Source organism: Oligosphaera ethanolica (genome assembly GCF_030814695.1).
GTDB lineage: Bacteria > Verrucomicrobiota > Lentisphaeria > Oligosphaerales > Oligosphaeraceae > Oligosphaera > Oligosphaera ethanolica.
On the sequence record NZ_JAUSVL010000001.1, the window covers coordinates 2,890,517 to 2,904,758 of the forward strand.

Consider the following 14,242-nt stretch of genomic DNA (forward strand, 5'->3'; position numbering starts at 1 on the left):
GCGACGGTGAAAAAGTCAAGGCTGAATCGGCGTGTCGTCCAAGCTGCGGCTTGGTGGTTATTTGCGGCTGCAGAAGCGCGCGTGGATGACTTGCCAGCGCAGGGATGTTTCGCGGCGTTTGGCAAGCCAGTTGCGGGCGTCGTCGTCGTTGCTGATGGCGGCGAGCGCGGTGATATCCTGATCGCTGCTGCGGAAGAGGACGGGCATGGCGTTGTCGCCGGCCAGTCGCGCACAGGTCTTCAGGGCCTTGTTGAAGAGTCGGCAGTAATAGCCGTGGCGGGCAGCGAGCCAGGCAACGACGGCAGCGAGCAGGGACCAAAAGGGCCAGATGGGCAGGCCTGGCATGAATTGCGTCCGGAGAATTTGCGCCGCCAGGAGGAGAAAGGTCACGCCGAGGAAGAGGAAGGAGTCCTGCTGGCGATGGAAGAGACCGCCAAGGAGGCGCCGGAATGGGCTTTGCGCTGTTTGGTAGGCGAAGCTTTCCTCGTAGGTCGTTGAGCCCAGGCCGATACGGGCGACGTGGCAGAGCTCGTGTGCGAGCAGCTCCTGCCGGCGGTAGATCAGCCAGCGGTCCTTCTGCTTGAAGCTGCGACGGATTATGAAGACGGCGAAGAAATCCGGATAGAAATAGAACGCACAGCCACCGAAGAGGAGACTGAAGGACGGATCGATGAAGAAGCCGGGCACCCAGTCGATACTGAATGCGTAGAGGCGTTCACAGGTCGCTTTGACCTCGTGGAAGAAGCGCGGCGCGATCATGTCGGCCTGGTTGAGCTTGAGGCCTTCAATGTCGTAGAAGCCGTTGTGCGCCAGCGCGTCGGACATTGTCGCTATATTTTTTTGCAGGGTGCGGAGGCGGTTGACGTAGGCGGTGCGGTCTTCGTCCTTGCCGCAGAGGAAGCCGCGGGCGTCCAGTTCGGCGAGGGCGTTTGGATCGTTATTTGTGGCGGCGTTGAGGAGCTCTTCGCTGAATATGGGCATGGTGAGGTCCGGGGCGAGGTGGGGGATGAACGCAAAAGAACAATGTAGCATCAAGGAGGGAGGACTCAAAGGAGAAGGCGAAAGGTAGGCACGGGCGGTGTGGACGGTGTGGACGGTGTGGACGGTGTGGACGGTGTGGACGGTGTGGACGGTGTGGACGGTGTGGACGGTGTGGACGGTGTGGACGGTGGCCCCCCTTGGAGATCGTGTCCATTGAGTCCATCAAGTCCATAGTGTCCATAGCAATGCCGTTTGCCCAACCGCGCTTGCGATTTGTGTGGGTGGCTGTGTCTTTGGCTCGGGGGCGAAGGTGGAAACGGGTGGTTTTCGGTGAAACCGGTTAGTGGGTTTATATTATCAACTTACCTGCGGTGGCGTTGCGGGTTATTTTGTGCTTGTGGCGACTAATAGGAGAAGACATGTTATCGGATCGGGATTACATGCGGCCGGGCGGGCCGCGTTATATGTCAGATGAAGGGTCCATATTGAAGCCGCTATTGTGGCTGAATGTGATTGTTTTTGTGGTTTGTCAGTTTGGCGACTTTGGGTCGCGTTTTCAGGACTTGCTGGTCTTGCATCCGTGGTACATTCGCCATGGCGAGATATGGCGTCTGGGCTCTTACATGTTTGCGCACGGCGGGCTATTTCACATCCTGTTCAACATGTGGGGGCTGTATTTATTTGGTCAGTTGGTGGAGCGGGCGCTGGGGCCGCGGCGGTTTTTGAATCTGTATTTATGCAGCGGGTTGCTTGGGGGGCTGGCGTGGATGGCCGCGAACTGGTCCGGCGAATTTTACGCCAAATGCCTGTTGAACAATGGCTACATCACCCGCATGCTGGGGCCGGTGACCGCCAACGAGCTGGGGGCGATTCTCCGTGAGGCTGATTTGACGGTGTATTCCGTCACCGGCGGTGTGGTCGGCGCCAGTGGGGCGGTGTTTGGGGTGATGGTGGCGGCGGCGATGACTTTTCCCAATGTGCAGATGGCGCTCTTGTTTCCGCCGGTGGTGATGAAGCTGCGGACCATGGTGATCTGCTATGCGGTGATTGAGGTCTGGCAGTCTTTCGATCAGAGCAGTTCCGTTGCGCATCTGGCCCATCTTGGCGGTGCTTTGGGCGGCTTTCTTTACATGCGTCGCCTGAGTCAGGGTGGTAGCAGGGGGCTGTGGCCGTCGCTGACGGCATGGCTGGGTAGGCTGCGCCGGCGCTGGCGCGCCAGGGGCTTCAAGGTGATTCCCGGCGGTGCCAGTGGTGTCGGCGATAGCAGCGTTCCCTATAGCGCGGCTGCGGTTGATCGCGTACTGGATAAGCTGTCGCGGGAAGGCTATGGCGCCTTGAATGACGAGGAGCAAGAAATCCTGCGTGCTGCTAGCGAACAGCTGAAAAACCGTCGTAGTCGCTAGGGCTTGGCGGGTGCCCGGTCGCGAGCGGTTCGGCCAGGGTCCGGAAAGTCTCTGGAGCCGTCGCGATTTTGATAGGTTATATTAGTGTAGCGTTACATTGACTGCGCAGCGTGGCTGCACGTGGCGTCGGCAATGGCGCGAAGACGATACGAAAGCAAGCAAAAGGCCTTGATGACATGAAGACAGCCTGGCGCATATTAGTCTTGAATGGTCCAAATCTGCAATTGCTGGGCCGGCGCGAGCCTGGTGTGTATGGCAGTGCGGGTTTGGCCGATGTCGAGGCACGTCTGGCGGCAGTGGCGGTCGAGATGGGTCTTGAGTTGACGTGTCGCCAAAGCAACCACGAGGGCATGTTGCTGGACTGGATTGGGGGGGTGCCGGGGCATTTTGACGGCCTGGTGATCAACGCGGGCGCCTATACCCACAGCAGCATAGCGCTACGTGATGCCATAGCGGGAGTGAAGGTGCCGGCATGCGAGGTCCACATCAGCAATGTTTTTGCGCGGGAATCTTTTCGGCATGTCTCGTATTTGTCGGCAGTCTGCGTCGGTCAGATGTGTGGATTTGGCACCGACACCTATGAGTGGGGGCTGCGGGCATTGGTCCGTTGGCTGGACACCCACGTAACGAAGTAAGGAGAAAAGAAGAACATGGATGTTAAAACGATATCGCGTTTGGCCGAAGTCATGACCCAGCACCAGCTGAGCGAGCTTGAAGTCGATGACGGCCAAGTGAAGCTGCGTCTGGCTCGGCAGTGCGCGTCGGCGATGGCGGTGACGGCAGAGGCTGCTGCGGCGCACGCCAGCAAGGAAAGCGCGGCAGCGAAGGCCAGTGCGGCCGCTGCTGAGACGGCGGCGGCGGATGCGGCGGCGGCCAAGCCGGTGGTGATCAGTTCGCCGCTGGTGGGTACGTTTTATTCGGCGCCGACGCCGGAAGCCGCGCATTTTGTGAGCGTGGGCAGCGTGGTTGGCCCTGATACCGTGGTGTGCATTGTCGAGGCCATGAAAGTCATGAATGAAATCAAGGCGGAGAAGAGCGGCACGATCACGAAAGTGCTGGTGAGCAATGGCGCGGCGGTTGAGTATGGCCAGCCGCTGTTTGAAATTAGTGTTGGCTGACAGGAGTGAGGCACATGGCCCCAAAGATATTGATAGCAAATCGGGGGGAGATTGCCTTACGGGTAGTTCGCGCCTGCCGCGAACTGGGGATAGCGAGTGTGGTAGTGTATTCCGAAGCCGACCGCGATTCGTTGGCGGTGCAGCTGGCCGACGAGGCGGTGTGCATTGGTCCGGCGCCGGCGGTGGAGAGTTATTTGAAGATCGACCGGATCATCGCTGCTGCCGAGTTGGTTGGAGCGACGGCGATACATCCTGGATATGGTTTCATGTCCGAGAACGCGCATTTTGCCGAGATTTGCGAGAAGTGCAATTTGACCTTCATTGGTCCATCACCGGCGGCGATTCGGGCGATGGGCAACAAGACGGCGGCGCGTGAGCGGATGAAAGCGGCGGGAGTGCCGGTGACGCCTGGCAGTGACGGTCCGGTGCGCGAGATCAGCGAGGCGATCCGCTGGGCGTCCGAAGTGGGCTACCCGGTGCTGTTGAAGGCATCGGCCGGCGGCGGTGGCAAGGGCATGCGGCTCGTGCTGAAAGAGTCGGACATGATCAACAATTTCTACGCGGCGCAGCATGAAGCGGAGCAGGCCTTTTCGTCGGGTGAATTGTATTTGGAGAAGTACTTGGCGAATCCGCGGCACGTGGAAGTGCAGATCATCGCGGACCGGCACGGGAATGTCGTGCAGCTGGGTGAGCGCGACTGCAGTTTGCAGCGTCGGCATCAGAAGCTGATAGAAGAGTCGCCCTGTCCGGTGCTGGATGATGAAACCCGTCGAGCGATGGGCGCGGCGGCAGTTGCGGCAGCGCGGTCCGTGCAGTATTCGAGTGTTGGGACGATTGAATTTCTGCTGGATGAGGACGGCAGTTTTTATTTCATGGAGATGAACACCCGCATTCAGGTGGAACATCCGGTGACCGAGTTGGTCACAGGCATAGATTTGGTTCAGGAGCAGATACGCGTCGGGCTTGGTGAGCGGTTGAGTTTCACCCAGGAGGACGTGACGATGCGTGGGCATGCCATTGAAGTGCGGATCAACGCCGAGGATGCGAAACGGAATTTTGCGCCCTGCCCGGGGAAGGTTGAGTTCTTTCTGGCCCCTGGTGGTCCTGGGGTTCGTTTGGACAGTCATCTGTATTCGGGCTATCGGGTGCCGTCGCACTACGACAGTTTGCTCGGCAAGTTGATTGTGTGGGCGCCGGACCGCCAGCAGGCGATCACCCGTTGCCGGCGGGCCTTGCAGGAGTTGATGGTGGTTGGGGTACCGACGACGGCGGCTTTCGCCGACGAGCTGTTGGCCACGGAGGCATTCCGCGATGGCCGTTATGCGACGAAGTTTGTGGAAAACTACATCGCCCAGGGCGGTGAATCCCTGCCTCTCTAGGGCGAATGGGCGTGCCGGCTGTTGACAATGGCGATGGACGGGTTACATGTAAAGAGTGGTGTCAGCCTGAAATAAACGACAATGCACTAGTCGCCGTGACGTTTCGGACCGCAGTTGAGGGAGGGTTCGGAGCGGGCCGGCGGCCATCATCAGAAGGAGAAAGGCCATGAGTCCAGAAAAAACCAAGCCCGAGCACAGCAGCCTGCAAGTTATCGACATCAGCCCGAACGATCAGAGTCAGGGCGGGCATATTCACATCACGAACAACGTTCTGGGAGCGATTGTCCGTCGCTACGCATTGAGTATCGACGGAGTGGTGCGTTTTCCGAGTCAGGGCATTATGGACAGCCTGGCTGACATACTGAGCAAGCGGAACTACGAGCGGAACATTCTGATTGAGCCGACTGGTGAGAATGATGGCGGGACGACCATTACCCTGTCGTTGATTCTGCGTTTTGGCGTTTCCGTGCCGGATGTGGCCTCGGCAGTGCAGAAGATCGTTGCCGAGAAGATTGAGGAGTTGACGAGTTGCACTGTTAGCAGTGTCAATGTGAACATTGTGGATTTGGAAGAAGTCGAGGACGGCGAAGCGGTTTCCGAGGCGGCTAGCGCCAAGACGTTCAGCGCTCTGCAGTCCTAAGCGAAGCTTGGTATGTACTGATTGGCGCCGTTGGCGCCCCGGAGGTCTATATGGACGGCTATTGGTTCGACGGGTTGTGTACGGCTGCGAGCAGCGAAGGCTTCTGGTACGGCGCGGCAGTCGGGTTTATCCTTGCCTTTTTGTTGTGGTGCCTGGCGAAGTTGATGTTCTGTCGTCGTAGTGGCTGCCAGTCGGTGCGGGTGGCGGATACGGAGGGCGGCAGTTTTGTGATTACCGCGCAAGCGGTGAAGTCTTTTGTGCAGTGGGTCGCGGCGGATTATCCCGAGCTGGATTTGCGTCTGACCAAGATCAAGACGCTGCGCGAAGGCATGGCGTTGGAGATCGTGTTCAACGTCGTCCCCGGTGCCGAGTTGGCGGAGATTCGGCAGCAGTTTCGCGAACGGCTGTTCAAGGAGATTGAGAAGCGCCTGGGCATAGTTGACCAAGTCAAGCAGATCAACATTGAAGTCGATGGTTACGATGCCCGGGTCGACCGGATAGCGAAGCATAATCGCGGCGTTAAGGGTACGGATTCCCGGCGTGATGATGACAGTCTGATCGACGCCTGACGACGCGGTCATTGGTCACTGCACGGGCGGCGCGTTGGGCTGACTAAGCGCAGCCACGGGAATAGCAGTCCAGGAATTACCCATTGCGAACACAAGAGCCGGCCCGGTTGCTGTACCGGGCCGGCTCTTATCATATCGGTTTTATGCTCAGCTGTTGTTGCTCGCTGGCTTCTCAGGCTTCGAAGTCTTCTTCGGCGTGTTTTTTGTTGAGGAAGTCAGCCCGTTCGAATTCCATGACGGCTTTGACGACGTCGGTTTTTTCTTTCGCCTTGAGGCATTCCTGAATAAAGTCGTGGTTGCCAAGCATACGAGCCATGCAGCCCATCATATGCAGATGCAGCTCGATGTTTTGGCTGCAGACGAGGAAGAAGAGTTTGACGGGTTTGCCATCGGCGGCCTTGAAGTCGACGCCTTTGCTGGAGCGGCCGACGATGACGCAGCCGGGGGCGCGCAGGGTGGGGATGGGGTCACGCGGGTGGGGGACGGCGATGCCGTTGCCGACGCCGGTGCTGAGGAGGGTCTCGCGGGCGAGGCACTTCTCCTTGAGGTCGTTGATATCAAGGACGAGGGTGCTGAAAACTTTTGGCATGACCAGCTCATTGATAACGTCGTCAACGCTGTTGCCTTGCAGGTCGAGATTGACCCGATCTTCGTTGAGCATACGGCTGACGGGGATGTCAATTTGCGATTGGGTGAGGGCGTTGAGGGGGACGTCTTCCTCGCCGAGGGGGGAGTTGGGGAAGAAGACCTTGTCGATCTGTCCACCATTGAAGCGCCATTGGCCGCCAATTTTTGCGCCTTGGATCTGGCCTGTTTTGAGCATGCGTAAAATCGTGCGTTCATTGACCCGCAGATACTCGGCCAACTCTTTCAGTGTCAGAATCATGATATATGTCCTTTCATGTGACAAATGGTGACAACGGTTACAGAAAATGTCATATTCATGATAATAATAGCAATTTCCCCCGTGTCAAATAAAAAGCCGTTTTTTTTGTGGATGAATGGAAATCGGTTAGTCATTGATACTGTATGCCAGTAATTCCTCTTTCTGGCGCGGTGGGACGCGACGTACCTGGCCAATGTGGCGCCCTCCGGGCGCAATTCTAGATTGCTGTCCTACCCCGGTTGCGGCGCCCTCCGGGCGCCTCACCCGGAGTTATGCATGGTGCGGCCCTCCGGGCCGAACTTGGCCGTTCAGACGACGTGATTTGTTCGATCCGGGCTGAATGCCGCCGGGACTGCGGCGCTCCCAGGAGTCCCTGTAGTCCGCCAAGCAGTCCCCGGCGTCCAATGCGTCATTCCCCACGGTCCAGAAAGTCCCCGGCGTCCAATCCATGGGGCCATGCCTCATGAGTCCGTGAGTCCTCGCCGCAGTGCGCGCCGCCGCCAAGGCGTCCCCACGGTCCAGAAAGTCCCCGGCGTCCAATCCATGGGGCCATGCCTCATGAGTCCGTGAGTCCTCGCCGCAGTGCGCGCCGCCGCCAAGGCGTCCCCATGGTCCCAAGGCGTCCCCATGGTCCCAATCGTCCCCATGGTCCCAAGCGTCCCCATGGTCCCAAGCGTCCCCATGGTCCCAAGCGTCCCCACGGTCTCTGGCGTCCTCGTGGTCCCGGCCAATATCCATCACTCCTATGAAACACGCTGCCGCAAAGGTCGGCGGAAATCAAGGTCGAATGGCTGGGCGGCGGCGGGCCGTGGGTTTCCTGCAAATTGTCCCAGCGAAGCGCCGGGGTGTACACTGGCCGATTACCGCCGGCCTTGGTGGTGGTTTTGGCAGTATTTTGCAAAGGGTGTATAAAAGAATATACTAATGCGCTTTTTTGGCCGTGCGGCCTGCCTGAGCGGGTGGACGTCGCAAAACGGTTGTTGATGAGGCAGGATGAGTTTTGTAACAGAAGGTCGAACATGATAGCACAGTCGGGTAATTGGCAGATTGAGTACAATGCACAGACCAGCCGCCTCAGTATGCAGCATGCGGCGAGTGGCGCGAGCATTTCGGGCTGCCTGGCGATGACGGTGTCCGGCGCGGACTGGCCGGTACAGGACTCCCGCGATGGCGTCGCCGATCGGCTGGCGATCGTGGACGGCAACAAGAATGTCCAGGGCTACATCGTGTTTGTGGGCGAAGGTTCGCATTTGGAGATGCGGGTTTTGCATCGTACGGCGCAATCTTTTGCGGGCAGTCTGCATTTCATGGGCGAGGCGAGCCTGGCGGGGGCGTATCCCTGTCGGACGCGGGTGCCGGCGGAGATCAAGATGGTGCAGCTGTCCACGGGGCCGGTGGACAGCCCGTTGAACGACTCGTTGTATGCCCCGGCCACAGATCGTTGCCTGCGCCTGCTGACGGCGGGGCCGCTGGCGCTGGCGCGGCGGGGCGACGGCGTCTGCGCCGTTGATTTCAGCCTGCGCATTGAGCAGGCCGGGCTGGCGGCCATTGAGTTTGCGGCTGAAAATGACTACTATCGCCGGCGCTACGTGCCTTATTTTGCGCCGATTGACCGCAAGCGTTGCCCGTCGCCGCCGACGGGATGGATGTCTTGGAACGTGTATTTTGACCAGGCTGGCGCCAAGGAGAATTTGGAAGAAGCGCGCGTTGGTGCCGAGAAGCTCAAGCCCTTTGGTCTGGAGTTCTGGTCGATTGAGTCCTGGCAGGCCGATTCGGACAAGCTGCCGGTGGCGAGTTTTGACAATCTCAGTCTGAAGGCGCACGCGACGCAGTTCCCGGAGGGCATGAAGCGTTTGGCGGCTGACATTCGCGAACTGGGCTTCCGTCCTGGTATTTGGACGGCGCCGTTTGCGACGGGCAGCAAGGCTTTTTACGAGGAACACCAGAGCTGGTTCCTGCACAATGAGGCGGGCGAGCCGATTCCGTGCTGGAATGGCAAGTACACGCTGGATCCGACGCAACCCGAGGTGATTGAATACCTGCGCGAGATACACCGGATCATGGCTGAAGAGTGGGGCTATGAATTCTTCAAGATTGACGGCATGTCCGGCCGTGGGCGCGGCTATTGCGCACATATGTTCGAGCATGACGACGTTCGCAAGGCCTTCAAGGACCCGGCGTGTCCGAATCCCTTCGAGCGTTGTGCGCAGGCGTTCCGGGACGGCATCGGGCCGGACCGGGTTTTCTTGGCCTGCCAGGGCCATTCCACGGGTCCGGAGGCGGCGTATGCGGATGCGTCGCGCATTGGTGGCGACATCGTTCATCCGAACAAGGCGTCGAACTGGCAGAACATCCTGAGCCAGGCGTCGGCAACGATGAATCAGTTGTTTACGCACGGCATTGTGTTTTTCATGGATCCCGACACTCTGCTGGTTGGCGACTACCGCACTTTGCATGAAGCGCAGGTAACCGCGACGATTGTGGCGCTGCCCGGCCAGATGATGTTCGCGGGCGACAAGCTGGCGACGTTGACGCCGGAGCGGATGCGGATGTTGCAGCAGGCCTTGCCGGTGTGTGACGTCATGCCCCTGGACCTCTATCCGATCTTTGATTTGCTGCCGGTTTGGGATCTGAAAGTGAATCGTCCTTATGGGCAGTGGGACGTGGTGGCGCTCTTCAACTGGTCTGACGACGAGGCTGAGATCTGCTGCAATTTCGCGGAGCTGGGGCTGTCTGCGGAGAAGTCCTACGCGGTGTATGAATTCTGGACACAGAGTTTTTGCGACATCTACGAGAATGAATGCAGCCTGATGGTACCGGCGCACGGAGTGCGGCTGTTGGCGATTCATGAAGAGAAGAACCGCCCGCAGTTCCTGTCGTCGAACCGCCACATCACGCAAGGGGCGGTGGATGTGCTGGATTTGCACTGGGACAGCGAAGAAGGCGAGCTCAAGGGCGTGGTGCGTCTGGTTGGCGGTTATCCGACCACGTTACGTTTTCTCATTCCCGAGCCGTACAGCGTCACGGACGTCACGGCTGAGGACGGCGTCACGACCTCGCAGCATGTTGACAGTGATGGCGTGCTGAGCGTGGTCTTCCGCACGCCGCAGAGTTGCGACGCGCCCTTCCGGGTTCACTGCAACTGGTAGTCGCGGCGCGGCGAAGCGCGAAAGGGTGCTGGCGGTTATATGAAGCAGGAACGTCCGAATGTCTTGATGATTGTGGCCGATCAGCACCGCTGGGACTGCCTTGGCGCCAGCGGTCATCCTTTTTTGCAGACGCCGCACTTGGATGGGCTGGCGGCGTCGGGGGTGATGTTCACGCATGCGTTCACGTCGTCGCCGATTTGTGGGCCGGCGCGGAACAGCCTGCTGCACGGCGTGTGGCCCTGTCGGCATCTGAGCATCGCCAATGGCGACACGGAGGCCTGTCGACCGGCGTTGCCACTGCCGTCTTTTCCGGAGCAGCTGTGCGCGGCGGGCTACCGCCTGAGTTTCCTCGGCAAATGGCTGGGCAAGAACGCGCGGACGCCGGAGGACTATGGTTTTGCGGACGTCGTGCCGGAGTCGGCCTACGGCGTTTGGCGGCGCGAGCAGGGCCTGCCACCGCGTCCGGGCGGGATGCCGTTTTTCGGTTATGATGAAGGCATCACGCCAGAGCAGAGTCGCCTGCACTGGGGTGCGGACCGGGTCATTGAGCGTTTGGCGCGCTATGGTGCTGGCGAGGAGCCTTTTTTGCTGCGCTGGGACCCCAGTGAGCCGCATTTGCCGAACGTGGTGCCGCAGCCTTACGCTGATATGTATCCGCCGGCGACAATTGCTCCCTGGCCGAGTTTTGGTGATACCTTTGCCGGCAAGCCGTATATTCAGGCGCAGCAGCTGCGGTCGTGGGGATTGGACGGCTGGGGCTGGGACCGCTGGGCGCCGCTGGTAGGGCGTTATCTGGGCGAGCTCAGCCTGCTGGATCACGAGATCGGTCGGGTTCTCGCGGCCCTGTCGGCTCATGGCCTGGCGGACAACACGGTGGTGATTTATACTTGCGATCACGGCGACATGTGCGGCGCACATGGCATGATCGACAAGCATTATGTGATGTATGAAGACGTGGTCCGGGTGCCCTTGCTGGTTCGCTGGCCGGGCGTGACGCCGGCTGGCCGCCGCTGTGACGACTTCGTGGTGCAGACGCTCGATCTGGCGCGGACACTGTGCGAGATCGCCGGCGCGCCGGTGCCGGCGGAATTCCAGGGCGAGAGCCTGCTGCCGGCGTTGTCGGGCCAGGGCGGCAATGGTCGCGAGGACGTGCTGAGCATGTACCACGGCAATCAGTTCGGGCTGTACAGCCAGCGCATGGTCCGTGACCGGGAATGGAAGTACGTCTGGAATGGCACGGCCGAAGACGAGCTCTATCACTTGCCTAGTGATCCCGGTGAGTTGCAGAACTTGGCGCGGCGACCAGAACAGCACGAGACCTTGGCGCGCCTGCGGCGGCGCCTGCATGAATGGATGGTCGCCGTCGGTGACCCACTCAATAACCAGTGGGTGCGGCGACAGCTGCTGGATAATTGCAAATGGTGAACACGGCCGGCAGCCGCAGCGGCGCTTGCCAGAGGAGAAGACAGCGATGAGCGAAGCAGCGCAACTCGGCACGGCGTTGATTTTTTCCGGCCCTAGTGGTGTCGGCAAATCGACGGTGTGCCGGTGTGTATTTGAGCAGTATCCGGGTTTGCGTTTTTCGGTGTCGTGCACGACGCGGTCGCCGCGGCCGGGCGAGGTCGATGGCGTCCACTATCATTTTTTGACGCGCGAGGCCTTCCTGGCGCATCTGGCGGCGGGCGATTTTCTTGAGCATGCCGAGGTGCATGGCAACTACTACGGGACATTGCAGTCGGAGCTGCTGCCGCACCTTCGCGGTGGTGTGGACGTGCTGCTGGACATTGACGTGCAGGGAATGCGGCAGGCCAGCGGGATATTGCGTGGCATGGCGGACATTGCCCCCAGTGTCGTGACGGTGTTTTTGGCGCCGCCGTCGCTGGCGGTGCTTGAGCAGCGCCTGCGCGGTCGTGGCACCGAGAGCGAAGAGACCATCCAGCGGCGCCTGGGCAATGCGCGGGCAGAGCTTTCATCCTGGCGCGAGTACGACTACATTGTGATCAGTGACATTGTCGAGCGTTCAGCGGCGGACATGCTGGCGATTATCCGCGCGGCGCGTTGTCGGACCGCCTCACAGCATAAGGAGCCGTGGCTATGAGCGAGGGTAGATGGCTGGAACCGCAGGGCAAGCCGGTGTTGGCGCTGGGTGTGACGGGGTCCATCGCGGCTTACAAGGCGGCGGATTTAACGAGCCGGCTGGTGAAGGCCGGGGTGGACGTGCGGGTGCTGATGACGGCTTCGGCGCTGCATCTGGTTGGCGAGCAGACTTTCATGACCCTGTCGCAGAACCCAGTGGTGTCTGATTTATGGGCGGTGCCGGATTGGCGGCCTGGGCATATTGAGCTGGCCTTGTGCGCGCGGGTGCTGGTGATTGCGCCGGCGACGGCGAACATCCTGGCGAAGATGGCCCACGGCATCGCAGATGACGCGCTGTCGACCTACTATCTGTCGCATACGGGCGCAGTGCTGGTGGCGCCGGCGATGAATCCGCGGATGTGGGCGCATGCGGCCGTGCAGGCGAATTGCCGGGTGCTGCGCGAGCGCGGCGTGATCTTTGTGGGGCCGGGGAGCGGTCCGGTGGCCTGCGGCGAAGGCGGCACGGGCCGGATGGCCGAGGTGCCGGAGATATTCGCTGCCGTGCAGGTGGCGATGGTGGCGCGCTGAGGCGGGCCGGGAGCGCGGTCACTCGCCAGGAGATCATCGGATTCCGCGCACCTCGTTGGCGTAGAGCACCTGAGCCGTGGTTCGGGGGACTGCCGCCGAACTCCGCATTGCCTTGTATGAACGGCAGGCCTCCCCATTTTCCGTTCATGCCGCCGGGGGCGGAGACTGCCCCATGAGCACGGTTGCGATGTCCGCAACTCAGTGTGTGGCGCTGTCCCTCATCCCTCCACCTCCTGGCGTTGTTGTTTGAGGAAGCTGGTGAGTTCTTCGGGGCTGGGAAGTGTGAGCTGGTAATTGGAGACAAAGAGGCGGCTGTCGAGCCCGGCGAGGGCGTACTCGACGAGGACTTGGTCCTTGGCGGTGCAGAGCAGGAGGCCGACGGGCGGGTTGTCGCCTTGGCTCATCATGTTGGCGCGGTACCAGCTCACGTAGGTATTGAGCTGACCGAGGTGTTCGTGGCTGAACGCGTCCGCCTTCAGCTCGATCAGAACGTGGCACTTGAGGATGCGGTGGTAGAAGACTAGGTCCACGAAACCGTAGGTGTCGCCGATGAGGATGCGTTTCTGGCGGGCTTCGAAACAGAATCCGTGCCCGAGTTCGAGAAGGAACGCCTGCAGTCGGTCGAGCAGTGCTTCCTCAAGGTCGGACTCGCGCAACACCTCCTGCGGCTTGAGCCCGAGGAACTCGAAGACATATGGGTCGCGAATGGTCAGGCGCGGTTCGGCCTTCTCCGCAGCGGCCTGGGCTAGTTCGGCCAGCTTGGCCTTGTCGCGGGAGAGGGCCGAGCGCTCGAAGTAGAGCGTGGCGATCTGGCGCTTGAGCTCACGCGTGGACCAGCCGCCGCGGACACACTCGATCTCATAGAAAGCCCGCTTCAGATCGTCGTCGAGATCCACAAGCATCTCGATATGGGTATAGGAAAGGCTCTCAAGTAGCTTTTTCGGCGATAGATGCAATTGTGGGGGCGCTGCACCCACAATCTGGCCATCCGTCGTCGACGTGGAAATCAAGCGGGTGAATTGTGCGGGCAGTGCACCCACAATCCAAGGGTAGGCCTGGTAGAAGCGCGTGTAGCGGTAGAGCTGGCGCCGGTTGCAATTGCTGACACCGCGTTGCGTCAGACTCTCGGCCAAGGCCGTGTAGATGCGCTCGCCGTAGTCGGCACGATCGCTTCCCTGTAACTCGAACTCGGCGATGTGCATGCCGATCAGCCAGTTGCGGGCCGTCAGGGCCAGGTTCACGGCCCGTCCCGCCTGCGAAGCCATCTCGTGGTGGACTTGCGTTACCGCTTCGACCAATTGCTGGAAGGTCATCTCATCACGGATTTTCATATTCCGAGATTCCCCCTAATTGATTGTCGAGAGGTCATCCGCATAATGTTTCTCACGCGCGAGCATAATGCGCGCGCAAGCACATAAATGCCGAATGATGCGGAACGCGAGCGAATTGAGCA

General features: G+C 60.2%; 13 protein-coding genes. 10 read left to right on the forward strand and 3 right to left on the reverse strand.

Annotated elements, in window-relative coordinates:
- Window positions 1-57: 57 nt before the first annotated feature.
- Window positions 58-981 carry a hypothetical protein gene (locus tag J3R75_RS09995; protein WP_307261382.1) on the reverse strand — a complete coding sequence of 308 codons (924 nt, stop codon included), beginning with the start codon at window positions 979-981 and terminating at the stop codon, window positions 58-60.
- Between the two features lie 464 nt (window positions 982-1,445).
- Here J3R75_RS09995 and J3R75_RS10000 point away from each other — a divergent pair, with 464 nt between their 5' ends.
- The 6 genes from J3R75_RS10000 to J3R75_RS10025 all read left to right on the forward strand — a co-directional run bounded on the left by J3R75_RS10000 (window position 1,446) and on the right by J3R75_RS10025 (window position 6,090).
- On the forward strand, window positions 1,446-2,384 hold the full coding sequence (locus J3R75_RS10000) for a rhomboid family intramembrane serine protease (RefSeq protein ID WP_307265517.1): 939 nt from the start codon (window positions 1,446-1,448) through the stop codon (window positions 2,382-2,384).
- A gap of 176 nt (window positions 2,385-2,560) precedes the next feature.
- On the forward strand, window positions 2,561-3,019 hold the full coding sequence (aroQ, locus tag J3R75_RS10005; protein WP_307261383.1) for a type II 3-dehydroquinate dehydratase: 459 nt from the start codon (window positions 2,561-2,563) through the stop codon (window positions 3,017-3,019).
- Between the two features lie 15 nt (window positions 3,020-3,034).
- Window positions 3,035-3,502: an acetyl-CoA carboxylase biotin carboxyl carrier protein gene (gene accB, locus J3R75_RS10010; protein ID WP_307261384.1), complete on the forward strand. Its 468-nt coding sequence runs from the start codon at window positions 3,035-3,037 to the stop codon at window positions 3,500-3,502.
- Window positions 3,503-3,516: 14 nt separating this feature from the next.
- A complete protein-coding gene (gene accC, locus J3R75_RS10015) occupies window positions 3,517-4,881 on the forward strand; it encodes an acetyl-CoA carboxylase biotin carboxylase subunit (protein WP_307261385.1) in 1,365 nt (454 codons plus the stop codon).
- Between the two features lie 166 nt (window positions 4,882-5,047).
- Window positions 5,048-5,521: an Asp23/Gls24 family envelope stress response protein gene (locus J3R75_RS10020; protein WP_307261386.1), complete on the forward strand. Its 474-nt coding sequence runs from the start codon at window positions 5,048-5,050 to the stop codon at window positions 5,519-5,521.
- A 50-nt stretch (window positions 5,522-5,571) separates the two neighbouring features.
- Window positions 5,572-6,090 carry an Asp23/Gls24 family envelope stress response protein gene (locus J3R75_RS10025; RefSeq protein ID WP_307261387.1) on the forward strand — a complete coding sequence of 173 codons (519 nt, stop codon included), beginning with the start codon at window positions 5,572-5,574 and terminating at the stop codon, window positions 6,088-6,090.
- Between the two features lie 172 nt (window positions 6,091-6,262).
- On the opposite strand, the gene J3R75_RS10030 is transcribed toward J3R75_RS10025, so the two are convergent.
- Window positions 6,263-6,976 carry a PTS sugar transporter subunit IIA gene (locus tag J3R75_RS10030; protein WP_307261388.1) on the reverse strand — a complete coding sequence of 238 codons (714 nt, stop codon included), beginning with the start codon at window positions 6,974-6,976 and terminating at the stop codon, window positions 6,263-6,265.
- Window positions 6,977-7,995: 1,019 nt separating this feature from the next.
- Here J3R75_RS10030 and J3R75_RS10035 point away from each other — a divergent pair.
- Genes J3R75_RS10035 through J3R75_RS10050 form a run of 4 tightly spaced genes read left to right on the forward strand, consistent with a single transcriptional unit; the run spans window position 7,996 to window position 12,789 of the window.
- Window positions 7,996-10,125, forward strand: a complete 2,130-nt coding sequence (locus tag J3R75_RS10035; protein WP_307261389.1) for an alpha-galactosidase — start codon at window positions 7,996-7,998, stop codon at window positions 10,123-10,125.
- Between the two features lie 39 nt (window positions 10,126-10,164).
- Window positions 10,165-11,550 (forward strand): sulfatase family protein, encoded by a 1,386-nt coding sequence (locus J3R75_RS10040; protein WP_307261390.1) that lies wholly within the window; start codon window positions 10,165-10,167, stop codon window positions 11,548-11,550.
- 46 nt (window positions 11,551-11,596) lie between these two features.
- Window positions 11,597-12,223 carry a guanylate kinase gene (gmk, locus tag J3R75_RS10045; RefSeq protein WP_307261391.1) on the forward strand — a complete coding sequence of 209 codons (627 nt, stop codon included), beginning with the start codon at window positions 11,597-11,599 and terminating at the stop codon, window positions 12,221-12,223.
- Window positions 12,220-12,789, forward strand: coding sequence for a flavoprotein (locus tag J3R75_RS10050; RefSeq protein WP_307261392.1), 570 nt, complete (start codon window positions 12,220-12,222; stop codon window positions 12,787-12,789). The genes gmk and J3R75_RS10050 overlap by 4 nt, the downstream gene beginning before the upstream one ends.
- A gap of 218 nt (window positions 12,790-13,007) precedes the next feature.
- Here J3R75_RS10050 and J3R75_RS10055 read toward each other — a convergent pair whose 3' ends face one another.
- Window positions 13,008-14,120, reverse strand: a complete 1,113-nt coding sequence (locus J3R75_RS10055) for a PDDEXK nuclease domain-containing protein (RefSeq protein ID WP_307261393.1) — start codon at window positions 14,118-14,120, stop codon at window positions 13,008-13,010.
- Window positions 14,121-14,242 lie beyond the last annotated feature (122 nt).